The organism is Streptomyces sp. RGM 3693, assembly GCF_050471125.1.
Lineage (GTDB): Bacteria > Actinomycetota > Actinomycetes > Streptomycetales > Streptomycetaceae > Streptomyces.
This window is the reverse complement of the sequence record NZ_JBMPPQ010000001.1, coordinates 3,157,588-3,181,021: the sequence shown is the minus strand read 5'-3', so window position 1 is coordinate 3,181,021 and position 23,434 is coordinate 3,157,588. Positions and strand designations below refer to the sequence as shown.

Genomic DNA, 23,434 nt, shown 5'->3' with positions numbered 1-23,434 from the left:
GTATGGCGTGCGCCGCGCACCCGGAGACGCTGACCGGGTGGGCCGTCGAGCGACCGGGGCCGGCTGACTCCGGGCCGCTGACGCGGGTGCGCCGCCCCGTCCCGGAGCCGGGGCCCGGGGATCTACTGGTGACGGTGGAGGCTTGCGGTGTCTGTCGTACGGATCTGCATCTCGCTGAGGGTGATCTTCCGCCGCACCGGCCGGCCACCGTACCGGGACACGAGATCGTGGGCCGGGTGGCGGCCGCGGGTGCGGCGGTGACGCGCTTCCGGGTCGGCGACCGGGTCGGCGGGGCCTGGCTGCGCGCCACCTGCGGGGCGTGCCGGTACTGCCGGGCCGGGGCCGAGAACCTCTGCCCCGCCTCGCGGTACACCGGCTGGGACGCCGACGGCGGCTTCGCGGACCTGACGCTGCTTCCGGCGGACTACGCGTACCCGCTGCCGGAGTCGGCGCCCGCGACGACGCTCGCCCCACTGCTGTGCGCGGGCATCATCGGCTACCGGGCGCTGCGGCGGTGCGCACTGCCACCGGGCGGACGGCTCGGCATCTACGGCTTCGGCGGTTCGGCACACCTGGCCGCACAGGTCGCGGTGGCCGAAGGCGCCCGGGTGCACGTGCTCACCCGGTCCGCACGGGCCCGCGACCTGGCGCGCGAGTTGGGCGCGGTGTCCACCGGCGGCGCCTACGACCGCCCGCCCGAACCGCTGGACTCCGCGATCCTCTTCGCGCCGGTGGGCGATCTGGTACCGGTGGCACTGGCGGCGCTCGACCGGTCCGGAACGCTCGCCGTCGCCGGGATCCACCTCACCGACATCCCCCCGCTCACCTATCAGGAACACCTCTTCTACGAGCGGAACCTGTGCAGCGTGACGGCGAACACCCGGCGCGACGGGCGGGAGTTCCTCAAGACCGCGGAACGGATCGGGATCAAGGTCACGACCAGCCGGTATCCGCTCAGCCGGGCGCCCGAGGCGCTCGCCGATCTGGCCGGCGACCGGGTCCAGGGGGCGGCCGTCCTGGTGCCCGACGAGGAATTCAGCCCGTCGTGAGGTAGGCCGCGACGAGGTCGGCGGGGGCCGCCTGCCGCCACGAGTCGACGAGGATGTCGCGGAGTTCGTCCAGGTCATCGAGGGCGGTCAGCCGCACCCGCACCCAGTTCGAACCGGCCTCGTGCGGCGGCACCCAGAACTTCTCCGGCTCCGCCGCAATCAGCTCACCGCGCTCGTGCGCGGGACACCGCACGGCGAACGAGGTCTCGTCGTCGGGCACGGTGATGAACATCTTCCCGGCGACCCGGAAGGTGGGCATGCCCCAGGCTTGCTTCTCCGTGGTCTGCGGGAGCGAGAGCGCGATGCGGCGGACGTCGTCGGAATCGGGCTCGGAAGCGGAGCCGGATGTGGTCGTGGTCACGTCACCAGGGTACGGCGCGGTGATCTCCAGCCGAACGGCCGGAGCCGCCGGAGGGCGGCACCGCGCCGACGTCCCGCGGGCTCACCAGGGAGACGGGGCGTAGTCCTTGAGGAAGCAGCCGTGCAGGTCCTCGCCCTGTTCGCCGCGGACGATCGGGTCGTAGACCCGGGCCGCGCCGTCCACCAAGTCCAGCGGGGCGTGGAAGCCCTCGTCGGCCAGCCGCATCTTGTCCGGGTGCGGGCGCTCGTCGGTGATCCAGCCGGTGTCGACCGCGGTCATCAGGATCCCGTCGGTCTCCAGCATCTCGCGGGCGCTGGTGCGGGTGAGCATGTTGAGCGCGGCCTTGGCCATGTTGGTGTGCGGGTGGCCGGCGCCCTTGTAGCCGCGGCTGAACTGGCCTTCCATCGCGGAGACGTTCACCACGTACTTGCGTCGGGCCGGGGCCGCGGCGAGCGCCGGACGCAACTTGCTGACCAGGAGGAACGGCGCGGTCATATTGCAGAGCTGGACCTCCAGGAGCTCGACCGGGTCGACCTCGTCCACCGTGTGGATCCAGCTGTTGGTCGGGTGCAGGTCGGGCACCAGCCCACCGGCGTCGATCGCGGTCCCCGCCTCGATGCGGGCCGGCGAGGCGGAGCCGCGGGTCAGGGCGAGGGCCGTGAGGTTCTCGGCGGTCAGCGCGGTCGGACCGCCGGGCGCCGCGGCGGGCAAGGCGGGGGCGCCGCTGCCGAAGTGGCCGAGGACGACGGAGGCGGGCAGTTCCCCGGCGGGCAGCGGCGCGGACTCGGCCTCCACCAGCTGGCGGTACGCCTCGGGCGAGCGGCGGACGGTCTGCGCGGCGTTGTTGATCAGGATGTCGAGCGGGCCCTCGGCGCTCACCGTCTCGGCGAGCGAGAGGACCTGGGACGGGTCGCGGAGGTCGATCCCGACGATCTTCAGGCGGTGCAGCCACTCCGCGCTGTCCGGCATCGCCGTGAAGCGCCGGACCGCGTCGTTGGGGAAACGGGTGGTGATGGTGGTGTGGGCGCCGTCCCGCAGCAGCCGGAGCGCGATGTACATGCCGATCTTGGCGCGGCCGCCGGTGAGCAGCGCACGCCGCCCCGTGAGGTCCGTGCGGGCCTCCCGGCGGGCCCGGTTCTCCTGGGCGCACGAGGGGCACAGCTGGTGGTAGAAGGCGTCGACCTCGACGTACCGGCTCTTGCAGACGTAGCAGCTGCGGGGCCGCTCCAGGACGCCGGCGAGGTCCGAGCTCACCGAACTGGCGAGGGCGCGGCCCATGGTCTCGTCGTCGATCCGGTCGGCGGCACCGGTGGCGGTGGCCTCGGTGACGGCCTTGTCGTGGGCGGTCTTGGCGGCCCGGCGATCCTGCCGGCGGCGCCGCTTGACCTCGCGGAAGATGCCGGCGGTGGCCCGCCGTATGGTGATCGCGTCCGGGTGGTCCACCGGCAGGGCGTCGAGCTCTTCGAGGACGCTCAGGCAGATCGCCATCCGCTCGGCGTCGATTCCCGTGCTCTCGGCCCGGTCTGCTTCGGTCACCGTCATCGCCGCTGCGGCATTCACTGGGATTTCCCTGGGTTCGTTCGGTCTCTCCAGGCCGGCCTTGGGCCCATGGGATTGCCTGTTCGAGCTTCGGCGGAACTTTACGTCAGCGGTGCGCGACTGCGCCAAACCGGCGGCGACAGCGTACGGGCCGCGGGCAGTGACCGGGCGCGCACGGCGGCCGGCGGGGCGCACCGCGCGGGGCCGCCGCGGCCGGTGCCACACACTCCGCCTCCCGCGGGAATCTTCACGCATGGTAGTGAGTTGACTACACAGCGAAGCCCCATCGCGCCGCTCGATCCATAGGGGGAGTCACATGGCCGTGCACACGATCCGCGCCGGTGCCGCGTACGGCACCGAGGTGCGCCCGGGGGACGCCCGGTACGAAGCGTTGCGCCGGGGGTTCAACCAGCGCTTCATCGCCACGCCCGACTACGTCACCGTGGCCCGTTCGACCGACGAGGTGGTCGGGGCCGTCACCAAGTACCTCGCCGACCGCCGTTCCGACGACGGGCCGGCCCGCCGGCTCACGGTCCGCTCAGGCGGCCACTGCTACGAGGACTTCGTCTGCGGCGACGACGTGGCCGTGATCCTGGACCTGGGGCAGCTCGACGCCGTCTATCTGGACGAGGAGATGGGCGCGTACTGCGTCGAGGCCGGCGCCACCAACTGGCACCTGGCCACGCGCCTGTACGCCCCGTTCGGGGTGGCGGTGCCCGGCGGGTCCTGCTATTCCGTGGGCGCCGGCGGGCACGTGACCGGCGGCGGGTACGGCCTGCTGTCCCGGCAGCACGGCCTGACCGTGGACTACCTCTACGCGGTGGAGGTGGTCGTCGTCCGGGACGGGCAGCACGCCGAGGCGGTGGTGGCGCGGCGGGACTCCCCGGAGCCGGAGCTGCGGGACCTGTGGTGGGCGCACACCGGCGGGGGCGGCGGCACGTTCGGGGTGGTGACCCGCTTCTGGTTCAAGGGGCTGCCCGAACCGCCGTCGCTGGTGCTGCTGCACGCCGTCGCCTGGCCGTGGGACCAGCTCAAGGACCACCCGGAGCGCCTGAAGTCACTGGTGCGGAACTACGGGCTGTTCTTCGAGCACGAGAACACCACGCGACTGCCCGCGCCGCTCCGCGTCGACTACAGCGACATGTTCACGCTGCTGAAGCTGAACCACCTCGCAGGCGGCAAGATCGGGCTGATCACCCAGCTCGACGCCACCCGGCCGGACAGCGTGCAGCGGCTGACCGCCTTCCTCGACTGGATCACCCAGGACCTGGGCGTCGAACCGACCCCGCTGGACCGGCGGATGGGTGAGCACGCGCCCATGGGCGGACTGCACGTACCGACCCGACTGCCCTGGCTCACCGCCACCCAGACGCTCAACGGCTCCGGCGACAACCAGTGCGGTAAGCACAAGTCCGCGTACATGACCCGGGGTTTCACCGAACCGCAGCTCGACGCGATCTTCCACCACCTGCGGCGGCCCGACTACACCAATCCGCAGGCCCTTCTCCAGGTGGACTCCTACGGCGCCGCGGTCAACCTCCCCGGCAGTGCCGACACCGCGGTCCACCAGCGCAGTTCGGTGCTGAAGCTCCAGTATCAGACGTACTGGAGCTGGCAGGAGGACGTGAACCGGGACGGCGCCGCCGACCAGTCGGACGCCGCGGCGGATCCGGAGACCGCCGGCCGGCACCTGCGCTGGATCCGGGAGTTCTACCGCGACGTCTACGCCGACACCGGCGGTGTGCCGGTGCTGGCCGGCACCGCGGAGGAGGGCCGGCCGGAGCCGGTGACGGACGGCTGCTACATCAACTACCCGGACACCGACCTCGACGACCCCGAGTGGAACACCTCCGGCCAGCCCGCGCACCGCCTCTACCACGGCGGCAACTACGAACGGCTACGGCAGACCAAGACCTACTGGGACCCCCGGGACGTCTTCCGACACGCCCAATCGATCCCGCCCGCTACCGACTGAGTCCATCGGCCTTCCGTCGGGCCCACCGGCCTACCGTCGGACCCACCGCTCCTCCACCGGGGCCGACGGCCACCGCCGATCCGGCCGTTCCACCGCCCTCACCACCCGTGATCGGCACAATGAAGGACGTGCCGCATGACGCTGAACTCACCCTCGCCGACGGGACGTCCGTCCGCCTGGAACTCGCTCCCGTGCAGGGCGCGTACCGGCCGGACGGCACGCCCGGCGGGGAGGCGGCGGCCTCGCCGGAGGGGGCGGGACCGGGGGTGCCGGCGGCCCGCGGCGGCGAACGGGCCGCCGCGGCCGCGGTGGCGGCACTGCGCACCACCCTCCGGCCGCTGGGCCCGCTGCTCCAGGAGATCCACGATGCGGTCACCTCCGCCGAGCAGCCCCCGGATGAACTGTCGGTGCAGTTCGGTGTGCAGGTCGGCCAGGACCTCAAGCTCGGCATCGTCGCGGGCAGCGGGCGGGCGTCCCTGACGATCACCGCGACCTGGCGACCGCCGCGGGCGCCGTGACGGCCGGTGACGGTGGCCGGGGTCAGGGGCGGCCCAGCAGTTGGGCGCCGGCCGCGGTGTCGCTGCGGGCGGTGAAGTAGGCGGTGAACGCCGCTAGGAACTCGTCCTCGGTGATCTGCCCGTCGCCGTCGGCGTCGAGTTGGCGGAAGCCGTGGTTGAGTTCGGCCGGATCGACACGGGAGCCACCGAAGAGGACACGGTATTCGTCGGCACCCAGGTACCCGCTGCCGTCGGTGTCCGCGGCGCGGAACAGGGCCCGTAGCGCGGGGTGCAGGCCCTTGTGGAGGTAGTCGGGGTCCTGGTCGGTGCCGGCGAGCACGGCCGTGGTGAACTCCGCCAGGGAGACCCGGCCGTCGCCGTCGGTGTCCATGGAGGTGCGGATCTGCTGCCACCAGACGTCGAAGCCCTCGTACACCAGCGCTTCCCGCTCCTCGGCCAGTTCCAGCTGCCAGCAGACGTTGTGTGCCATCGCCTGGAAGTCGGCGGCGGAGAGGTACCCGTCGCCGGTCTGGTCCAACACCTGCCGGAAGAACGTCTCCACCCGCGCCCGGCGGGCGGTGCCGCGACCGGATCGGCGCGGCCGCGGCAGCCACCCGTTCCGTGCGGCGCCACCGGGACCGTGATCCGCAGCGGCCGGAGCCTGCTGGGCAGTGCCGTCACCCGGCACCTGGCGGCGGTAGCGCAGCCGGTCGGGCAGGCGGGTCAGGACGTGCCGCCCGCCGCGGTGCAGCACCCAGGACAGGGCGGCGGCGCTACGGCTGCGGCGCAGGCCGAAGCGCTCACGGAAGGCCGGTGGCAGGTCCGCGAGGGTCAGGGCGGTCAGCATCCGGGCGATCACCGGGCGCAGCAGCGGCCAAGCGGGACGCAGGCGCCCCAGGCGGCGCGGGGCCGGTGCCCGGCGCAGCATCTGGAACAGCAGGTCGTGCGCGGCTTCGGTGTACTCCAGGCGTTCGCGGACGGTGCGGTCCACGTAGGCGGGCACGTCCGCGGCGGTCGGCGGGAAGAGCTCCGCCGGTAGTCCGAAGGCGGCGCAGACGGAGCGGAACTCGGCGTACAGCTGGTCGCGTTGGTCCGGGGTCAAGGGGGCGCCGGACAGTTCGCCCATCGCCGTCATCGACTCGTACACCGTCACCAGCACCCACACCCGCACCGCCGGGTCCTGCGCCGTGAACGACCGGCCCTCACCGTCGGTGCCGTGGATCCGGCGGTGTGTCCGCTCCAGGCGGGCGATCTCCCGGGTCAGTCCCTCGCGGTCGGAGAAGAACAGCCGCTTGCCGCTGTCCATGGTGTGCTCCACCCGCCGCCAGGGATGGGCGCGGTAGGTCGAGAACTCCGCGAGTCCCGCGGCGACCGTCGGGTCGGCGTTCTGCAGCACCAGCAGGCGCCAGGCCACCAGGGCGATGCGACGCTCGCCGAGGGTACGGCGCAGCAGGCGGTCGGAGCCGGGCAGGACAGTGGACACGGGCGTCTCCCCATAGGTGGCGGTGCAACGGCGGTGCGGCGGGCGTCGGACGCCCGTTCCGCCGTACAAGTAGCCTTCACTCATCGGTTCTTGACAGACACTCAGGCGTGAAACCACACGTCCGGGCGATCCACCGCCCCAGCACGTTTGCCGCAACTGGCCCTAGACCGGGCCGCGGTGACGCTGCCGGGCGAGGCGCTCCGCATCAGCTGGCGGGGGCGGCGACGGTGTCGAAGAGGAGCTTTTTGAATCCGGCCTCGGCGACGCGTCGCACGAGGGTGAGGTTGGGGGCCGGTGCGGAGACCCGCCGGTCGATGATCAGCTGTCCGCGGGTCTCGTCGGCGACGGAGATCTGCACGTGGGCCTGCTCCTGCTCGGTGATCAGGGCGGGGTCGAGGGCGACGGCCATGGCGATGGGGTCGGGCAGGTCGTAGCCGGCCAGGCCGGTCACGTTGCGGGCGAAGTCCGCGACGGTGCGGTTGATGCGGTGGGTGAACGTCGCCATGGGGGTGCCGAGTTCCACCAGGCGCTGCTGGTCGACGGGGGTCATCACGGCGTCCTTGCGGGAGACGTCCCAACCGATCCAGGTGACCTTGTCCGCGCTGGCGGCCCGGGTGACGATCCGGGCCGCCTCGGGGTCGGCCCACACGTTGAACTCCGCCGTCGGTGAGACGTTGCCCACCAGGTCGGCGGCGCCGGCCATGCAGTACACGTGCCGGTAGCGGGTGAACAACTCCGGATCGAGCAGGAGGGCGGCGGCGATGTTGGTCAGGGGGGCGAGGGTGACCAGCGTCAGCTCCCCGGGGTGCCGGCGGGGGTAGGACAGCAGCGCCTCGACCGCGTGCCCGTCCCGGGGTGCGGTGCTGGGGTCGGGCAGGCCGGTGTCCCCCATCCCGTCCGCGCCGTGCACCTCCGGTGCGCCGGACGCCTCGCGCAGCATCGGCCCGTCGCAGCCCAGGTGGACCGGGATGTCGGTGCGGCCGGCGGTCTCCAGGGAGATCAGGGCGTTGCGGGCGGCGACGGCGACCGGCACGTTGCCGGCCACGGTCGTCACCGCCCGGATGTCCCCGAGCCCGCTGGCGGCGGCCAGGAGCAGGGCGACGGCGTCGTCGGAACCGGTGTCGGTGTCGATGATCAGTGGGAGAGCGGGCATGGCCGTGCCCCTTTCGGCAGGTGGTGGTGCGGGGTCGGGCGGGGGACCGTCAGCGTACGGCCGCGCACGCTGGCGCCGAGGGGGAAGTCCGTTTCCTTCGCCCCGCGTCGAGCGGTCACGGCTCGCGCGTCGGCGGGGGTCAGGTCAGGGTGGGCGCGTTCGGGGCGAGGGTGGCGCCGAGGGCCGCGCGGTCGATTTTGCCGTTGGGGTTGAGGGGCAGGGCGTCGAGTGCGGTGAGGGAGGCGGGGACCATGTAGGCGGGGAGGCGGTCGCGCAGGGCGGTGTGGAGGGCGTCCGGGGTGGTGGTCGGGCCGTCGGTGGTGTCGTCGGTGGTGTAGGCGGCGGTGAGTTCGGTGCCGCCGGGGGTGGCGGCGGGCAGTACGGCCGCGTCGAGGACGCCGGGGAGGGCGCGCAGCGCGGCTTCCACTTCGCCGAGTTCGACGCGGTAGCCGTGCACCTGGACCTGCTGGTCGTCGCGTCCCAGGTGGACCAGCGGCGGGGGTTCGCCGGCCGCGCCGGGCAGTGGTTCCACGCGGTCGCCGGTGCGGTACCAGTGCGCGTCGGTGAGGGGGGTGGTGGGGTCGTAGCGGGATCCGTCGGGGGCCAGGAAGCGGCCGGTGTTGTCGGCCGGGTCGAGGTAGCCGGGGAAGCGCTGGGGGCCGCGCATGCACAACTCGCCGTCTTTCAGGCGTAGTTGGAGGTCGGGGTGGGGGGTGCCGATGGGGACGGTGCCGTTGGTGGGGGTGGGCCAGGCGGCGGGATCGGCGGGGAGGCGGTAGGTGACGCAGGTGACGGTCAGTTCGGTCGGGCCGTAGGCGTTCTCCAGCGTGCTGGTGGGGGCGGCCCGGTGCCAGGCGGCGGCCTGCTGGAGGGTGAGCGGTTCGCCGCAGAACATGCTGTGCCGCAGGGTCGGCAGACTGGCGGGTTTGAGCGCCCGCAGGCGCTGGGCGAGGGAGATCAGCGACGGGACGGAGTTCCAGTGGGTGAGGGCGCGGCGGTTGACGAACCGGACCGGTGCCAGGAGTTCGCCGCGGGTCGGGACGACGAGGGTGGCGCCGCTCCCCCAGGCGGTGAACATGTCGTGGACCGACGGGTCGAAGGTCAGGTCGAAGGTCCCCGAGAAGCGGTCGCCGGGGCCGGCGGCGGTGCGCGGCACGATGTGCGCGAGATAGGCGCAGACATTGCGGTGCCGGACCGGGACGCCCTTGGGGACGCCGGTCGAGCCGGAGGTGAAGAGGAGGTAGGCGAGGTCGTCGGGGCGGGCGGTGCGGGGGGCCGGGGCGGGGTCCGCCGGGAGGGCGGCGAGTGCGTCGTCGGTGAGGGTGAGCGTCGGGACGCCGAGCGGGTCGGGGTGGTCGGCGGTGGTGTCGGCGAGTACCGCATCGAGCCGGGCGGCCCGGGCGATGGCGGCGTTGCGTCCGGTGGGGAAGGCGGGGCCGAGCGGGACGACGGTGGCGCCCAGGCGCTGGACGGCGAGGTAGCCCGCGTAGGCGACGGCGGTACGGGCGGCCAGCAGCCCGACGCGGTGCGGGGGCCGGCGGTCGCCGAGGTGGACCAGCAGGCGGGCGGCCAGGGCGGCGGCGCGGGCGGCGAGTTCGGCGTAGCTGAGGGTGGTGCCGGCGACTTCCAGGGCGGGGCGGTCGCCGTGCCGGGCGGCGGAGGCGGCGAACCAGTCGTACAGGGTGCGGGGGGTGGCGGCGGGCGTGGTCATGCGGGCGTCCCGGCTTTCTCGACGCGGGCGTCGTGGTCGGTGAAGGCGCAGCTCAGCGGGAGCGCGGAGCGGTCGCGGAGGGTGATCCAGCGGTAGCCGGCCCAGTGGCCGGAGCGGGCGCCGGGCGGGACGGGGATGGTCCAGGGGCGGCCGGCCAGGCCCGCGCCGCTGGCCTTGACGCAGGCTTCCTGGGCGGTCCAGACCCAGGCGACCTCCTCCGCGGCGCGCTCCGGGGGCAGGGCGGCGAGGTCCCGGGCGTGGTCGGGCAGCAGTCGGCGGGTGAGGGAGGGGCTGACGTGGGCGGTGGGGCGTTGCAGGTCCACGCCGAGGGCGCGTCCGACGGCGACTCCGGCGGCCGTTCCGCCCTCGGTGTGCGAGACGCTGATGCCGATGCCCAGGTGGCCGTGCAGGGCGGGTTTTCCCCGCGGGTCGGGGGTGATCTCGGCGTCGGCGAGGTCCGGGCGGACCGCGGCGAGGAGTTCCCGCAGCAGGCCGCGCCCGGCGAGGAATTCACGGGCCCGCCATTCGGGCAGGGTGGCGGCCCGGCGCAGGTCGCCGCGGTGGCGGCTGACCGGGGCCGGGCCCGACCGGTCGGGCCCGGCCCCGGTGGCGCTCAACCAGACCTGGTCGGCGACCTGGAAGGTCCGGGTCACGGCAGGGTGCCGGGCCGGGCGAGGCCGTCGAGGACGGTCTCGGCGGCGTCCGCGACGGTGCCCAGGACGACCTCGCCGGCCCCGCCGCCGATGTCGAACAGCGCGGCCTGGGCGCGGATTTCCTGGATGCCGCCGGTGGTGAAGCCGTCCGCGCCCCACAGTTGGCCGCAGGTGGCGAGGACGTGGTTGACGGTGGCGCCCGCGGCGGCCTTGAGTGCGGCGGCGGCCGTCGCGTCGTGGCGGTGTGCCACCGCGTCCGCGGAGTCCGTGGTGAGGGCCTGGAGTTCCCGTACCCGGACCAGGCAGGCCGCGAAGCGCTGCCGCACCGCGTCCAGGTCCCACAACGTGCCGGCGCCGTGCGGGCGCCCGGTCAGGTGGCGGTGGGTGTCCGTCAGGACGCGGCGGCACAGGGCGACGCCCCACTGGGCGCCGGCCAGCCGTTCGGTGGCGATGTGCCGGGCGAAGAGCGGCAGTCCGAAGCCGGTCCGGCCCACCAGGTGGTCGCGGTCCAGTCGGACGTCGTCGAGGGTGAGGTGCCCGGCGCCGGAGGCGGCGAACAGGGTCGAGTCGGCGGGGTGGACGGTGACGCCGGGCGCGTCGGCGGGGACCAGGACCCAGGTGAAGTGGGTGAAGTGGCGGCCGGGCCGGTGTCGGGCCAGGACCAGGTGCCAGGCGGCGGTGGTGGTGTTGGCGATCCACCGTTTGCTGCCGGTGAGCGTCAGGCCGTCGTCGTCGATCCGGACCTCGGTGCGCAGGGCGGTGAGGTCGGTGCCGGTGCTGGCGTCGGTGGCGGCGAGGGTGACGGTGGCCCGGCCGGTCAGCGCGCGGCCCAGGGCGTGTCGGGCGGGCGGGGTCTGACTGGTCGCCAGGATCGGTAGGGCGGTGGCCAGTTGGACGCTGGACGAGAGGGTGGCGGGGATGCCGAAGCGGGCGTCGACGGCGGTGAGCAGGTCGGCGAGGCCGTCGGGGTCGGTGCCCGCGGTGACCGACCGGTCGCGGTAGGCGCGGGTGAGCAGCCCGGCGTGCCCGAGCGCGGCCCACACCTCGGCGCCGGTGGCGGTGGGCGGTAGGGCGTCGAGGGCGGCGTAGCGGGCGGCCGGTGGTGCCGGTGCGGTCCGGGGGGCGGTCGCCGGCAGTGAGGTCTCAGGCAAAGGTGACCCCCTGGTCGCGCAGTGCCAGTCGGCCGTCGGCGAGGTGCAGGCGGTCGTTGCTGTAGTTGAGGGCGGCGGAGCGCAGGTCCCGCAGGGCCCGTTCGAGGCCGGTGGGCGAGTCCTGGAAGTAGCCGTGGCGCAGGCCGAGGGCGGTGATCAGGTCGTCGACCGCGGCGTGGCACTCCTCGGCGGCGGTGATCTTCAGGGCGTTGAGCTGGAGTTGGCGGGCGGGCACGGCGAGGTCGGCGCCGGACTCCAGGGTGCGCAGGGTCTGGTGGAGCAGGGCGTGGACGGTGTCCAGTCGCTGTCGGGCGCGGGAGATCCGGGTGAGCAGCAGTTCGGAGCCGAGGTCGAAGCGCTCGCGGCCGGCCGGGCTGCGCAGGATCCGTAGGACGCGGGAGAGCGCGCCGGCTGCCGTCCCGAGCCAGACCGCCGACCAGCCGATGTGCGCGAGCGGGCCGAAGACCTGGGCGGCGATGTGGTGGAACCCGCCCGGTTCGCCGATGACGTGATGGTCGGGGACCCGGCCGGTCAGCCGCAGGGCGACGCTGTGACTGGCCCGCATCCCCATCGGCTGCCAGTCCCCCGAGGGGGTGCGGACGAGTTGGTCGCGGTGGGCGTAGACCAGCGACACCTCGCTTGCGGTGGCGTCCGCACCGGGACTGCGCATGGTGATCAGGAAGCCGTCCGCGTGGCTGCCGCCGGTGACGATGGGGGCGAACCGGTCGATCTCCAAGTGGCCGTCATCGCTGGCGAGTTGGGCCTGTGCGGTGAGGAGGTGGCCGCCCTTGCCAGCCTCGGTGGTGACGGAGGCGAGGTAGCTCTCGCCGGCCGCGATCCGCGGGAGGAGTTCCTTGCGCAGCCGCTCACCGGCGTACCGGACGACCGCCTGGACCTGCTGGCAGTGCATCGCGAAGATCATGCCGACGGACATGTCGACCCGGCCCAGGGATTCCGCCGCGGTCACCAACTCCCGTGCGGTACCGCCGAGTCCGCCGTGCTCGGCGGGGACGAGGAGCCCGAGCAGACCGGTGCGGCGGAGGGCGTCCAGCGCGTCCGTGGGGAATTCCGCGGCCCGGTCGGTGCGGGCCGCGTGCCGTTCGGCGACCTCGGCGACCTCGGCCAGTCGGGCCGTCAGGTCATCGCCGGTCATGCGGTCACCTCGTCGGGCAGCTGTGCGGCGATCGCCTGCCAGAGGCTGCCGGCGGTGGCGAAGGTGGCGTCGTTGAGCTCCTCGTCCGGGAGGGAGATCCCGAAGGTGTCCTCGATGGTGAAGAGCAGTTCGATGGCCTGCATGGAGTCGACGCCGAGCCGTCGGAGGTCGGTGTCGGGGGTGAGGGTGAGCGGGTCGGTGCCGGCGTGCTTGAGGAACGGGCGGAGCAGGTCGGTGAAGCGGGGGTCCATGGGGCCTCTTCCGGGGGTCCGGGGCGGTCAGCGGGCGATGCGACAGAGGTCGTCGACCCGGCGGAGGTTCTCCGGGATGAGTTCGTCGGCGTCGAGTTCGCGGTCCAGGGCACTCTCCAGGCGTTCGATGATCTCGACCAGGCGGAACGAGCTGAACGCCGGGAAGGAATCGAACGGTGCCCCGCCGAGCAGGTCGGACGCGGGAACGCCGAGGACGTCGGCGGCCACCGCGGCCACCCGGCGACGCAGTTCCCCGTCGTCCGGGGCGGGCGGTCCGGCGGGGGCGGGGACCGTGCCGAAGACCGTGCGGTCGGCGGTGAGTACGCCGCGCAGGCGGTCGACCACGCCGGGCGGTTCGGCGCGGCCGCGGGAGACCCGGCGGTGGGCGAGGTAGGTCTGTTCGACGGCCTTGTCCCAGGCGCGCAGGTGGTCGGCCTCGGGGCCGGGTTCCGGGCCGTCGGCGCGGCCGGCGAACAGCGCGCGGTAGGTCGCGTGCAGTTTGCGGGTGCGGGCCAACAGCCAGGTTTCGACGGTGAGTTGACCGAGCGCCCGGGCCCGGTCGGGGCAGGCGTCGTAAGGGGCGAGGTACGCGTCGGTGGCGGCCGGGTCAAGGGCCGCGGCGGGCGGCTGGGCGGACAGCGGCGGAAGGTCCGCCGGCGCCAGCTCGACGACGTCGGCCGAGGTGAGTCCGGCGAGGTCCACCTCGGGCAGTACCCAGTGGCCGGGGGTGGCCGGTCCCCACTCGGTCTCGTTGCGGTAGGCGTCGGTGACGTGCCAGCCGTCCGGGCCCGCGGCCAACAGGAAGCTGTGCGGCATGTGGGCCCGCCCGTGGTACGGCAGCCAGGGCAGGTGGTAGGCGTCCGCGACGACGTAGCGGGGGCCGTCGTCGTCGGCGCGGTCGGCGAGCAGTTCCGCGCGGGTCAGCCGGGCGTGGTCGACGACGCGCAGCCCGACGAGGGCCGGGAGGGTGGCCAGGTGCTCGGTCAGCGGCGGGTCGACGGTGGGCAGCCCGTCCTCGGGGCGCTGCCAGGAGCGCAGGTGCAGGGGGGCGCCGAGCCGCAGGTGGGTGCCGGGGCCGTGGTGGTGGTCGGCGAGCACCGCGAGGTTGACCTGGATGCAGTCCAGCAGGCCGGTGTGGACGGGGCCGAGGTCGAGGTGTGCCATGTCCGTTCTCCTTCGTCCCTTTCCGCTTCCTCCGGTCACAGCCATCGCGGCAGGACGGGCAGCGGGCCGGTGGTGGAGCGCAGTCCGGTGCCGGTGGACCGTCCGGACAGCCAGGCGAGGGCGTCGGCGGGGCTGCCGGAGACGACCGGGCCACCGGTGCCGTAGCGCGCCAGTTCCGCTCCGGCGTCGTCGCGCAGGGCGAAGTCCGGGACGTCCGCCGCCTGGGCGTAGTAGCCGAGGACGTCGGCGAGGATGACGGCGCGGGCCGGGGCGGGGATGTCGGCGACGCGGTAGCCGAGGTCCAGGTCCACGTGGTGGAGTTCGAGTTCCCGGATGCGGATCACCAACACCCTTTGTGGGGTGCAGAGTTCGCCGGTGAACGGCCTGATGGTGGCCTGCCAGGCGGGTTCGGGCAGGGTCTCGACGGTGTGCTGGAAGTGTGCCGCGGTCTCCCGGACGTCCGCGATCAGGGCCGCGGCGGAGCGGTGGGCGCCGGCCTCGATCTCCGCGTCGCGGGTGGCGCGGTCGGGGTACTGCGGGGTCTCCACGCCGGTGCTGGCCCAGGTCAGGAGCCGCTCCAGGGCCGGTGCCTGGCGGGCCAGGTGGCAAAGGACGTGGCCGCGGGTCCAACCGGGGAGCCTCGCCGGAGCCGACACGTCCGCGTCGGTGAGGCCGGCCAGGCCGGACAGCAGCCGGTCGGCGGCGGCAGCGAGTTCCCCGAAGGACTCCGGCGTGGGGGGTATTTCCTTCATGGTGCGATTCCCTTTCGGTGGTGCGCGGTCGGTCCGGCGGTCCGGCCGGGGGCTGGGCCCGGTCGGCCCGGGGGCGCGGGCCCGCTGGGTCTGCCGGGCCCGTTGGGTCTGCGGGGTCTAGGCGACGAGCCGGGCGAAGCCCTCGGCGATCCGGGCGAGTTCACCGGCTATGTGCGGCAGCCGGGTGGGGTCGTCGGCCGCCAGTGCCTCGGTCTGTTGCTGCTCGTCGCCGTAGAGGAGGCTGGTGGCGGCCTTGAAGCGGAGGCCGTGCGGGTCGTCGCCGAGGAGGTGTCCGGCGAGGACGACGAGGCCGGACTCGTCGAGGAGGGCGGTCGCCAGGGATGCCGAGTCGGTGATGCCGCGGGCCGCCAGGCGGGGGCGCAGCGGCCCGAAGTCCGGGTAGACGTAGAAGCCGCCGGTGGGCGGGCGGCAGGCAGCGCCGGCGTCGACCGCGATGTGGTGGACGGCCCGGGCCACCGCGCCGTGCAGCCGGGCCGCGGCCCGCACCCGGGCGGTGATCTCCGGCGGCTCGGCGTAGGCGTACGCGGCGACGTGCTGCATCGGGCCGGCGAGTGTGGACCACAGTTCGCTGGCGGCGGCGATCACGCCGGCGCGCAGTTGCTCCCCGGTGTCGCCGGCCGGGAAGCGTGCCACGCCGATCCGCCAGCCGCCCAGGCCCAGGGTCTTGGACAGTCCGCTGGTGACCACGGTGCGTTCGGGGGCCGCTTCGGCGGGGCTGAGGAAGGGGGTGCGGTCGGGGTCGTGGACGATGTCGCGGTAGATCTCGTCGGCGACGACCAGCAGGTCCTCCTCGCGTGCCAGCGCGCCGAGTTCGCGGATCAGCGCGGGCGGGGCGAGGGTGCCGGTGGGGTTGTCGGGGAGGGTGAGGATCAGCAGGCGGGGGTCGGCGCCGGCGGCGCGGGCCTCACCGAGGACGGTGCGGAGCGCGTCGGGGGCGGGCACGCCACCGCACTCCGCGGGGACCGGGACGCCGAAGACCCGTTTGCCGGCGTAGCGGGCCTGGGGTGCGTAGGTGTTCCAGGCGGGGCGAGGCAGCAACACATCGCCGGGGACGGCTAGTTGAAGGGCCATCAGGAGGGGCTTGCTGCCGGGGGCGACCACCACCTGGTCGGCGGTGGTGGGCAGCCTGCGGCGGGTGAAGTAGCCGGCCACCGCGGTGCGGACGTCCGCGCCGCCGGCCACCGGTCCGTAGGCGGCGCGCCTCGCACCGGCCGCCAGTTGGGCGGCGAGTTGTGGCAGGACCGGCAGCCGGGCCTCGCCGAAGGCCAGGTGCACCAGGGAGTCGCCGCGGGCCCGGCGCCGGTCGACCAGTTGGTTGAGGGCGAGATTCGGGGAGGGCGCGGGGGTGGCGGGGGTCATGCCGGGCTTCCTTCGGTGCGGGGCGCGGTCCCGCCGCGGACGGCCGCGGCGAGGTCGGCGGGGGTTGCAGGGTCCAGCTCCAGGTCGTCGAGCCAGGCGGCGGTGGCGGAGTAGCGAGCCCGGAACGGCCGGCCGACCAGGGACGGTTGCCGCGCCTGGAGCATCCGCAGCCGGAAGAACGCTCCCTCGGGGGTGTCTTCCACCCCGTCGACCACGACCTTGCCCGGGGTGGCCGACATCACCGGACCGCGGACCGTGCGGGCGAGTCCGGGGAGGGTGCGGTAGGCGTCGGCGAAGATCTCCACGGCCCTGGCCAGTGGCACCTTGAAGTAGTCGTGGGGGCCGGTGTCCCGCTCGACGAACAGGTAGTAGGGGACGGCGCCGGCGGCGAGTTCGGCCCGCCACAGCCGGCTCCACACCTCGGCGTCGTCGTTGACGTGGGCGATCAGCGGGGCCTGGCAGTAGAGGACGGCGCCGGTGCCGCGGATCCGGGCCAGGGCCCGCCGGGCGAGGTCCGTTTCCAGCTCCCGCGGGTGGCTGAAGTGGGCCATCACCGCCAGCTGCCGGCCGGAGGCCACCACCTGCTCGAAGAGCCGGAGCACGTCGTCGGCGTCGGGGTCGGTGACGAAGCGCTGCGGCCAGTAGGCGACCGACTTGGTGCCGATCCGGACCGTCCGCACCGACTCCACTCCCAACAGCGGCTCCAGGTGCGTCCGCAGCCGGTCGGTGGACATCACCATCGGGTCGCCGCCGGTGACCAGCACGTCGTGGACCTCGGGGTGCGCGCGGAGGTGGTCGAGCAGCTCGCTCGGGTCGGGGGCGGCGAACCGCAGGTCGGCGTCGCCGATGAACTGGGCCCAGCGGAAGCAGTAGGTGCAGTAGGCGTGGCAGGTCTGGCCCTGGCCGGGGAAGTACAGCACGGTCTCGCGGTACTTGTGCTGGAGGCCGGGGATCCGGTCGCCGTCCCGGGTGGGGACGTTGAGCTGCTGCTGTCCGGAGGGGTGCGGGTTGAGCCGGTCGCGGATCTCCTGGACGGCCTCGCGGAGCAGCAGGGTGTCGGCCGGGTCCGCGGAGAGCTTGCCGAGCCGGTCCTCGTCGTCGCCGGTGAGCATGCCACGCTGCGGGAAGGTCAGTTGGAACATCGGGTCGCCGGGTACGTCGTCCCAGTCGATGAGCTCGTCCAGGACGTGGGCGTTGACGCGGAAGGGCAGCACCAGGGAGACCCGGCGGACGGTCTCCCGGACCTCGTCGGGCAGCCCGTGCCGGGCGGCGATGGTGTCGAGGTGGCGGGGGCCGTACGCGCGAAAGCGGGTCGGTGCCGGCAGGCCGGCCGTCATCGGCGGGCACCCCCGGTCCGGCCGGGCTTGCGGTAGAGGTCGTCGCCGAGCACCAGGAAGTCCAGGTCCATGGCGCGGAAAGCGGTCAGCGCGTCGGCCGCGGTGTTGACGACGGGTTCGCCCTTGTCGTTGAAGGAGGTGTTGAGCAGCACCGGTGGTGCGCCGTGCCGGTCGAGGGCGTCGAGGACGGCGCCGACGGCCGGGGCCTCGTCGCCGTGCAGCACCTGCGGCCGGGTGGTGCCGTCGATGTGGACGACGCCGGGGGCGACCTGCCGGCCGAGCTCGGTGGCCTTGGCGGCGCCGAGCATGTAGCGGCTCAAGTACTCCTGCTGCTCCCAGAGTTGGGCGCCGTAGTCGGGGCGGGTGACGCCGGCGAAGGGGCGCCACTGCTCGCGGTTCTTGACGGTGTTGACCCGGGTGTTGACGTCGGCGGTGTTCGGTACGGCGATGATCGAGCGGCGGCACAGGGCGCGCGGGCCGACCTCGGCGCGGCCCTGGGCGACCGCGCCGATCCGGCCGTCGAGGAGGAGGGCGGTGAGGGTGTCGGTGTCGAGGTCGGTGCGGAGCAGGTCGGAGGTGTCCAGCGCCGCCTCGCGGCCGGCGTAGTCGGGGCCGTGGACGTCGGTGCCCAGGTAGGGACTGAGCGGGGTGGTGTGGCGGCGGGGCGGGCGGACGGTCCAGGCGGCGCCGAGTGCCACGCCGGCGTCGTGCGGCACCGGCGGGACGTAGAGCGGGCCGGGCAGGGTGCCGTTGGTGCTGCAATTGAGGGCGACGCCGCCGCTGAGGCAGAGTTCCTCGACGCCGGCCGCCTTGCGGGTGAGCGCGGCGAGGTGGTGGACGGTGCCCTCGACGATGCGCTGGGCGGTGTAGGCGACGAGGACGGCTCGGGGGTCGTCGGCGAGGTGGTCCTCGGGGGCGCCGGGGCCGTCGGCGCCGGCGATGCGGGTGTAGCGCTCCCGCCACCGGCCGACGACGGTGTCGTACTGCTCCTTGATCTCGTCGGCGGTGGCGGTGCCGTGGTGTTCGGTGAGCGGGGCGACGGCCAGGTGGAAGTCGTCGGCGGTGAGTTCGACGAGGGGTTCGGTCTCCAGGCCGGCGGCGCGGCCGTAGGCGGCCAGGCCCATGGTCTTGCCGGCGTTGAGGAAGGAGAAGCCAAGCCAGGTGGAGGCGGCGTCGTAGGCGTAGCCGAGGGAGGCGGTGCGCTGCCAGGTGCGCTCCTGGCGGGGGGCGGTGCCGTCCTCGTAGGTCCAGATGGTGGAGGACTCGTTCTCGCCGTGGCCGTCGATGACCAGGACGCCGGCCTTGCGGAACGGCGAGGCGTAGAAGGAGGAGGCGGCGTGTGCCTGGTGGTGGGGGACGCGGACGACCTCGGGGGTGCGGCCTGCGAAGTCCAGGCCGACGGCGTAGGCGAGGAACTCGGCGTCGGTGGCGAACCGCTTCGGGTAGAGCTGTTCGCTGTCCCAGCCCAGGGCGACCACGTCGATGTCGGCGGGGGTGAGGCCGGCCTGGTGGAGGACGAAGCGGGCGGCGCCGTAGGGCTTGCGGTAGAGGGAGTGGCGGTGGCGGTTGAGGCGTTCCTCCTCGGAGAAGGCGACGATCTCGCCGTGTTCGTCGATGAGGCAGGCGGCGCTGTCGTGCCAGCCGGTGGGCGGGGCGTTGACGCCAAGGATCCACATGACGCGTGTCTCTCTTCCTAGGTCGGTGTCCGGGTGGACCGGGTCACCGAAAGGGGGGTGAGGGAGTACCGCACGGTGTGCTGGGCGCGGTCGAGGGCGGCCGCGCAGTCGTCGGGGGTCTCACCGGTGGCCAGCAGGGCGGCCAGGCGTGGGACGATGCCGCGCGGCGGCAGGTGGAGTCGGGTGCCGGGGGCGGCGAGCGGGACGGCGCGTTCGATGCCCGGTTCGGCCGCGGCGGCGGTCAGGTCCAGCGCCTGGACGGTGCCGTCCTGTTCGGGGTAGAGGAAGCGGACTTCGGCGCAGCGGTCGTGGGTGGGGGTGAGGTCCGGGGTCCGGCCGAGGGCCAGGTCGGCGGCGGTGACGACCGGGTCCAGACCGGTGGCGAGGGTGCAAAGGAGCGGGATGAAGTCGCCGCCGAGGCGGCCGTTGACCTCGACGATGCGGGGGCCGGCGGGGGTGAGGCGGAGTTCGGTGTGGGTGAGGCCGGTGCGGATGCCGAGGACGGTGTGGGCGTCGGTGACCACCGAGCGGACGTCGTCGGCCCAGGGTTCGTGGCGCCAGGGGGCGACCAGGTGGCCGGTCTCCTCGAAGTGGGGCGCGAATCCCAGCCGTTTGCGGGCGACGTTGACGAGGTGGACCGTGCCGTCGGAGACCGCGCAGTCCACGCTGATCTCCGGTCCGGAGAGGTATTCCTCCACGATCGCCCCGTCCAGTGCGCCCAGTCCGGGGAAGGCGGCGCCGACGGCCCGGGCGTAGGCGCGGGTGACCTCGGCGGGGTCGGTGGCGAGGGTGACGCCGATGCTGCCGGCCAGGGCGCGCGGTTTGACCACGACCGGCGGGCCCAGTTCGTCGGCGGCGGCCCGCGCCTGGGCCGCGTTGTGGACGTGTCGGAAGCGGGCGGAGGGCACGCCGGCGCGCTCCAGGAGCCGTCGGGTGGTCAGTTTGTCGCGGCAGCGGCGGACGGCCTCGGGGCTCATGTGCGGCAGGTGGAGCCGGCGGGCGACCTCGGCGGTGGTCTCCAGCAACGCCTCGTCCCAGGTGAGGACGGCGCCGGGGCCGGGGTGGTCGGCGAGCAGCGCGGCGGTGGCGTGGGCGGTGGCGGTGGGGTCGGTGGTGTCGGCGGGGCGGAACCGGTGGGCGACGTACCGCCGTTGCCAGTCGATGTCCGCGGGTTGGACCAGTGCGGTGGTCAGGTGCGCGGCGAGGGCGTGCAGGGCGTATTCGCGGTAGGGCGGGTTGCCGCAGCCGATGACGACGAGGCGGGCGGGTGCGTGGGGGTCGACGGGGGTGCAGTCCAGGACGGTGTCCCGCTTGGCCCGGTGGACCGCGGCGGTCACCGCCGCGCTGCTGTCGCCGCGGAAGCGGAACCGGGCCCCGGCGTGCTCGTATCCGCCGCCGGTGAGCAACGCGCCGGTTTCCGGGACGACCTGCGCGTACGGTCCGTCGTGGTGGGGGGCGGGCGGGGTGCGGACCCGGCAGGGCATCGGTACGGACGGCGGCACGAGCAGCCAGCCCGCGACCTCGGCCGGCGGGTCGGTCGGTGAGTCGTGCGGTGTGTCGTGCGGCGCGGCGGGGCCCTCGGTGCCGGTCTGGTGGGCGCAGGCCACGGCCATCAGGTCGATACCGTGCACCTCCCGCCAGACGAAGGGGACTTCGGCGCCGCCGGGCCGGGAGCCGATCTCCAGGACGGTCAGCTCCCCGCAGTCGCCGAGGAAGAGTTCCAGGTGGAAGACGGCGGGCCCGGTGAAGAGGGTGCGGGTGGTGGCGGTGGTGATCTCCGCGAGGGGGGCGAGGAGTTGGGGGTCGTCGATCTCGACGGAGGCCAGCGCGGTGCCGGCGGTGAACTCCAGACACGTCGTCAGGTAGCGGGCGGCCCGCCAGGGGCCGAGGCGGTCGCCGGTGAACACGCCGTCCACGTGGAGGACCTGGTCGGGCAACCAGGTCTGGACCAGCATCGCGCCGTCCCGGGGGAAGGCGTAGGCGGCCAGCGCGGCCGGGGAGTCGAGGCGGGTGATGCCGGCGCTGGCGGTGCCGCGGCGCGGTTTGACCAGTACCGGCCAGCCGTGCCGGGCGGCGAAGGCGGTGACCGCGGCGTGGTCGGGAGCGTCGGCGGTCGGCGGTACGGCGATGCCGGCGGCGGCCAGGCGCCTGGCCATGAGGAGTTTGTCGCGGAGCGGTTCGAGGTCGGCGCCGCGTTGGCCGGGCAGGTCGAGGGCGTCGCGCAGGTCGGCGGCCAGGTCGAGGTCGGTCTCCTGGAGGGCGACGATGCGGGTCACCGGCCCGGATCGTGCGACGAGGGCGTCGATCGCCTCGCGGACCACCTTGACGTCCTCGGTGCTGTCCACGAGCCGTACGCCGGCGGCCTGTTCGACGGGCAGGTGGCGGGCGGCCCGCTCGGTGGTGATGTAGCTGACGCGGTGGGTGGTGTGGTCGAGGTAGTCGGCGTAGTCGGCGTAGCGGTCGGTCCAGCGATGGATGACGAGCACATGGTCGGGCACCGGGGGGCTCCTGGGCGAGGCGGGCGGGGCGGGCGCGGGCGGTGGGCGGGCCGGACACCGGTGGCGGCAGGGCGAGGTGACGTCCCGTGCGGAAGGGTGTGGTGTGGAGAGCCGGGGCGGCCGGGGTCGGGCCGGGCCACCGGGGTCGGCCGGCGCGGTCAGCGTCCGGCGGCGGCCAGCAGGGTTGTGTGCAGGCCGGTCAGCAGGGCGGCGCACCGGTCGCGGCCGAGGTCCTTGGCGGTGAGCCGGACGGTCAGGTCGCGGTCGCTCTCCAGGGCGCGGGCGTAACATCGCGGGCCGATGGTGGTGAAGGGCTCTTCCCAGGTCAGCACCGGTTCCTCGGCGGACGCCGGGATCACGGGCGGGTCGAGTGGGGAACTGCCGGGCAGCGCGACGTAGTTGAAGGCGCAGGTCGGTTCGGCGGCGCCTGGCATCCGGTCGCGCAGTGCGGCGACGGCGGTGACGTCGTGCATGCCGTGCCGGAAGGCGGCGAGGGAGCTCCAGTGGACGGCGTCGGCGAGGGTGACCAGGTCGCCGGTGCGGGCCTGCTCGATCAGCGCCGGGACCCACTGGTTCATGGAGGTGACCACGTCCTTCCAGCGGGCGCCGAAGCGGTTGGCGCTCATCAGCTGCACCAACAGGGTGTCGGCGTCGCACAGCGTGGCCACGGTGTGTACGTAGGCGGCCAGGATGACGCTGGAGACGGAGACCCGGGCGCGCTCGGCGACGGCGTGTGCGGCCGGCCGGGCGGCGGCGGAACGCAGGGTGGCCTGGACGGTGCCGCCCTCGGCGCCGGGGGTGCGCGGCAGGGCCACCGAGGGTGCGTCGCCGAGGAGTTGGGCCCAGTGGTCGAGGGCCGCGGCCTGTCTGCGGAGTCCGGCGGGGGTGTGCTGGGCGGCGGCGAGGTCGGCGGGTCCGGGCGGGGTGGGGCCGAGCCCTCCGGGGTCGGTGAGGGCGTGCCGGAACTCGCGGTGGAGGAGTTCCTGGGCCCAGGCGTCCGCGGCGATGTGGTGCTTGACGAACAGCAGGTGGGACGGGTCGCCCCGGTGGGCCAGCAGGCGGGCGCGCCAGCCGTGGTGGCGGCCGAGGTCGAAGGGTTCGGTGGCCAGGCGGGCGGCGTGGCGGTCGGGATCGCCCGGGTCGTGGCGGTCGGCCGGTGGCGCGTCGAGGGCCGGCAAGTGGTCGTCGAAGTCCGCGTCGGGCGGCAACTGCCGCGGTGCGGCGGCATCGTGGACGTCGTAGCGGGTCCGTAGGGACGGGTGTCTGGTGACGACGGTGTGCAGTGCGGTGCGGGCCTGCGCGACGGTCGTGCCCGGTGGCAGGGGCCAGGCGGCGGCGTTGTTGGGCTCGTGCCACCGGGTTGCCGGAAGGTCGCGGATGTCGTGCCACACCGAGAGCTGACCCAGCGACAGCGGTCCTGCCTCGGACATACAGATCCCCCATGCCATATTTCCATGATGTGGAATATGAGTTCCATGCACAGCTGACGCTGCCACAATCCGCCGAACGTGGCAAGAAGTGATCGGCGTCATGGCGTGATCCACCTCACATGCGGCCACCCGCGAAGCCATGAGAGCCTGATTGCCACTCCCCGGAATCACCTTTCCGAATAACGGAATCCGGGCGCGGCGCTCTCCGCCGCTATCCCATG

General features: G+C 73.9%; 19 protein-coding genes. 3 read left to right on the top strand and 16 right to left on the bottom strand.

The features are described 5' to 3' along the window. Positions 1-2: 2 nt before the first annotated feature. On the top strand, positions 3-1,049 hold the full coding sequence (locus ACO0M4_RS13875; RefSeq protein WP_430370325.1) for a zinc-binding alcohol dehydrogenase family protein: 1,047 nt from the start codon (positions 3-5) through the stop codon (positions 1,047-1,049). Here the strand turns inward: ACO0M4_RS13875 and ACO0M4_RS13870 are convergent. Both ACO0M4_RS13870 and ACO0M4_RS13865 read right to left on the bottom strand, forming a co-directional pair. Next, positions 1,036-1,410 carry an MmcQ/YjbR family DNA-binding protein gene (locus ACO0M4_RS13870; RefSeq protein WP_430370324.1) on the bottom strand — a complete coding sequence of 125 codons (375 nt, stop codon included), beginning with the start codon at positions 1,408-1,410 and terminating at the stop codon, positions 1,036-1,038. The genes ACO0M4_RS13875 and ACO0M4_RS13870 overlap by 14 nt on opposite strands. A gap of 81 nt (positions 1,411-1,491) precedes the next feature. Then, the gene (locus tag ACO0M4_RS13865) at positions 1,492-2,952 is read right to left on the bottom strand and encodes an SDR family NAD(P)-dependent oxidoreductase (protein ID WP_430371372.1); all 1,461 of its coding nucleotides are present in this window, start codon (positions 2,950-2,952) and stop codon (positions 1,492-1,494) included. A gap of 313 nt (positions 2,953-3,265) precedes the next feature. On the opposite strand from ACO0M4_RS13865, the gene ACO0M4_RS13860 reads away from it, so the two are divergent. Both ACO0M4_RS13860 and ACO0M4_RS13855 read left to right on the top strand, forming a co-directional pair. Beyond that, entirely contained in the window at positions 3,266-4,924 is a 1,659-nt protein-coding gene (locus ACO0M4_RS13860) for an FAD-dependent oxidoreductase (RefSeq protein WP_430370322.1), read from the top strand. 119 nt (positions 4,925-5,043) lie between these two features. Continuing rightward, on the top strand, positions 5,044-5,442 hold the full coding sequence (locus ACO0M4_RS13855; RefSeq protein WP_430371370.1) for a CU044_2847 family protein: 399 nt from the start codon (positions 5,044-5,046) through the stop codon (positions 5,440-5,442). Between the two features lie 22 nt (positions 5,443-5,464). Here ACO0M4_RS13855 and ACO0M4_RS13850 read toward each other — a convergent pair whose 3' ends face one another. The 14 genes from ACO0M4_RS13850 to ACO0M4_RS13785 all read right to left on the bottom strand — a co-directional run bounded on the left by ACO0M4_RS13850 (position 5,465) and on the right by ACO0M4_RS13785 (position 23,213). Beyond that, on the bottom strand, positions 5,465-6,904 hold the full coding sequence (locus ACO0M4_RS13850; RefSeq protein ID WP_430370320.1) for an oxygenase MpaB family protein: 1,440 nt from the start codon (positions 6,902-6,904) through the stop codon (positions 5,465-5,467). Between the two features lie 205 nt (positions 6,905-7,109). Continuing rightward, positions 7,110-8,057: a nucleoside hydrolase gene (locus ACO0M4_RS13845; RefSeq protein WP_430370319.1), complete on the bottom strand. Its 948-nt coding sequence runs from the start codon at positions 8,055-8,057 to the stop codon at positions 7,110-7,112. 139 nt (positions 8,058-8,196) lie between these two features. Then, entirely contained in the window at positions 8,197-9,768 is a 1,572-nt protein-coding gene (locus ACO0M4_RS13840) for an AMP-binding protein (protein WP_430370318.1), read from the bottom strand. Further along, positions 9,765-10,421 (bottom strand): 4'-phosphopantetheinyl transferase family protein, encoded by a 657-nt coding sequence (locus ACO0M4_RS13835; protein ID WP_430370317.1) that lies wholly within the window; start codon positions 10,419-10,421, stop codon positions 9,765-9,767. Before ACO0M4_RS13835 ends, ACO0M4_RS13840 begins: the two co-directional genes overlap by 4 nt. Further along, positions 10,418-11,572 (bottom strand): acyl-CoA dehydrogenase family protein, encoded by a 1,155-nt coding sequence (locus tag ACO0M4_RS13830; RefSeq protein WP_430370316.1) that lies wholly within the window; start codon positions 11,570-11,572, stop codon positions 10,418-10,420. The genes ACO0M4_RS13835 and ACO0M4_RS13830 overlap by 4 nt, the downstream gene beginning before the upstream one ends. Continuing rightward, the gene (locus ACO0M4_RS13825) at positions 11,565-12,725 is read right to left on the bottom strand and encodes an acyl-CoA dehydrogenase family protein (RefSeq protein ID WP_430370315.1); all 1,161 of its coding nucleotides are present in this window, start codon (positions 12,723-12,725) and stop codon (positions 11,565-11,567) included. Before ACO0M4_RS13825 ends, ACO0M4_RS13830 begins: the two co-directional genes overlap by 8 nt. Continuing rightward, positions 12,722-12,976: an acyl carrier protein gene (locus ACO0M4_RS13820; protein WP_430370313.1), complete on the bottom strand. Its 255-nt coding sequence runs from the start codon at positions 12,974-12,976 to the stop codon at positions 12,722-12,724. Before ACO0M4_RS13820 ends, ACO0M4_RS13825 begins: the two co-directional genes overlap by 4 nt. 27 nt (positions 12,977-13,003) lie before the next feature. Further along, entirely contained in the window at positions 13,004-14,140 is a 1,137-nt protein-coding gene (locus ACO0M4_RS13815) for an acyl carrier protein (protein WP_430370312.1), read from the bottom strand. Positions 14,141-14,175: 35 nt separating this feature from the next. Next, the gene (locus tag ACO0M4_RS13810; protein ID WP_430370310.1) at positions 14,176-14,892 is read right to left on the bottom strand and encodes a maleylpyruvate isomerase family mycothiol-dependent enzyme; all 717 of its coding nucleotides are present in this window, start codon (positions 14,890-14,892) and stop codon (positions 14,176-14,178) included. 117 nt (positions 14,893-15,009) lie between these two features. Beyond that, positions 15,010-16,272, bottom strand: a complete 1,263-nt coding sequence (locus tag ACO0M4_RS13805) for a pyridoxal phosphate-dependent aminotransferase (protein WP_430370309.1) — start codon at positions 16,270-16,272, stop codon at positions 15,010-15,012. After that, positions 16,269-17,609 carry a KamA family radical SAM protein gene (locus ACO0M4_RS13800; protein ID WP_430370307.1) on the bottom strand — a complete coding sequence of 447 codons (1,341 nt, stop codon included), beginning with the start codon at positions 17,607-17,609 and terminating at the stop codon, positions 16,269-16,271. Before ACO0M4_RS13800 ends, ACO0M4_RS13805 begins: the two co-directional genes overlap by 4 nt. Continuing rightward, entirely contained in the window at positions 17,606-19,285 is a 1,680-nt protein-coding gene (locus tag ACO0M4_RS13795; protein WP_430370306.1) for a carbamoyltransferase C-terminal domain-containing protein, read from the bottom strand. Before ACO0M4_RS13795 ends, ACO0M4_RS13800 begins: the two co-directional genes overlap by 4 nt. Positions 19,286-19,302: 17 nt before the next feature. Further along, positions 19,303-21,783: an ATP-grasp domain-containing protein gene (locus ACO0M4_RS13790; RefSeq protein WP_430370304.1), complete on the bottom strand. Its 2,481-nt coding sequence runs from the start codon at positions 21,781-21,783 to the stop codon at positions 19,303-19,305. 158 nt (positions 21,784-21,941) lie between these two features. After that, the gene (locus ACO0M4_RS13785; RefSeq protein WP_430370303.1) at positions 21,942-23,213 is read right to left on the bottom strand and encodes a condensation domain-containing protein; all 1,272 of its coding nucleotides are present in this window, start codon (positions 23,211-23,213) and stop codon (positions 21,942-21,944) included. Positions 23,214-23,434 lie beyond the last annotated feature (221 nt).

Coding starts and splice junctions, on each gene's coding strand:
- ACO0M4_RS13815 (WP_430370312.1), bottom strand. CDS start 14,140: ATGGCACACCTCGACCTCGGCCCCGTCCACACCGGCCTGCTGGACTGC.
- ACO0M4_RS13805 (WP_430370309.1), bottom strand. CDS start 16,272: ATGACCCCCGCCACCCCCGCGCCCTCCCCGAATCTCGCCCTCAACCAA.
- ACO0M4_RS13810 (WP_430370310.1), bottom strand. CDS start 14,892: ATGAAGGAAATACCCCCCACGCCGGAGTCCTTCGGGGAACTCGCTGCC.
- ACO0M4_RS13875 (WP_430370325.1), top strand. CDS start 3: ATGGCGTGCGCCGCGCACCCGGAGACGCTGACCGGGTGGGCCGTCGAG.
- ACO0M4_RS13855 (WP_430371370.1), top strand. CDS start 5,044: ATGAAGGACGTGCCGCATGACGCTGAACTCACCCTCGCCGACGGGACG.
- ACO0M4_RS13785 (WP_430370303.1), bottom strand. CDS start 23,213: ATGTCCGAGGCAGGACCGCTGTCGCTGGGTCAGCTCTCGGTGTGGCAC.
- ACO0M4_RS13825 (WP_430370315.1), bottom strand. CDS start 12,725: ATGACCGGCGATGACCTGACGGCCCGACTGGCCGAGGTCGCCGAGGTC.
- ACO0M4_RS13840 (WP_430370318.1), bottom strand. CDS start 9,768: ATGACCACGCCCGCCGCCACCCCCCGCACCCTGTACGACTGGTTCGCC.
- ACO0M4_RS13795 (WP_430370306.1), bottom strand. CDS start 19,285: ATGTGGATCCTTGGCGTCAACGCCCCGCCCACCGGCTGGCACGACAGC.
- ACO0M4_RS13860 (WP_430370322.1), top strand. CDS start 3,266: ATGGCCGTGCACACGATCCGCGCCGGTGCCGCGTACGGCACCGAGGTG.
- ACO0M4_RS13820 (WP_430370313.1), bottom strand. CDS start 12,976: ATGGACCCCCGCTTCACCGACCTGCTCCGCCCGTTCCTCAAGCACGCC.
- ACO0M4_RS13865 (WP_430371372.1), bottom strand. CDS start 2,952: ATGACGGTGACCGAAGCAGACCGGGCCGAGAGCACGGGAATCGACGCC.
- ACO0M4_RS13800 (WP_430370307.1), bottom strand. CDS start 17,609: ATGACGGCCGGCCTGCCGGCACCGACCCGCTTTCGCGCGTACGGCCCC.
- ACO0M4_RS13845 (WP_430370319.1), bottom strand. CDS start 8,057: ATGCCCGCTCTCCCACTGATCATCGACACCGACACCGGTTCCGACGAC.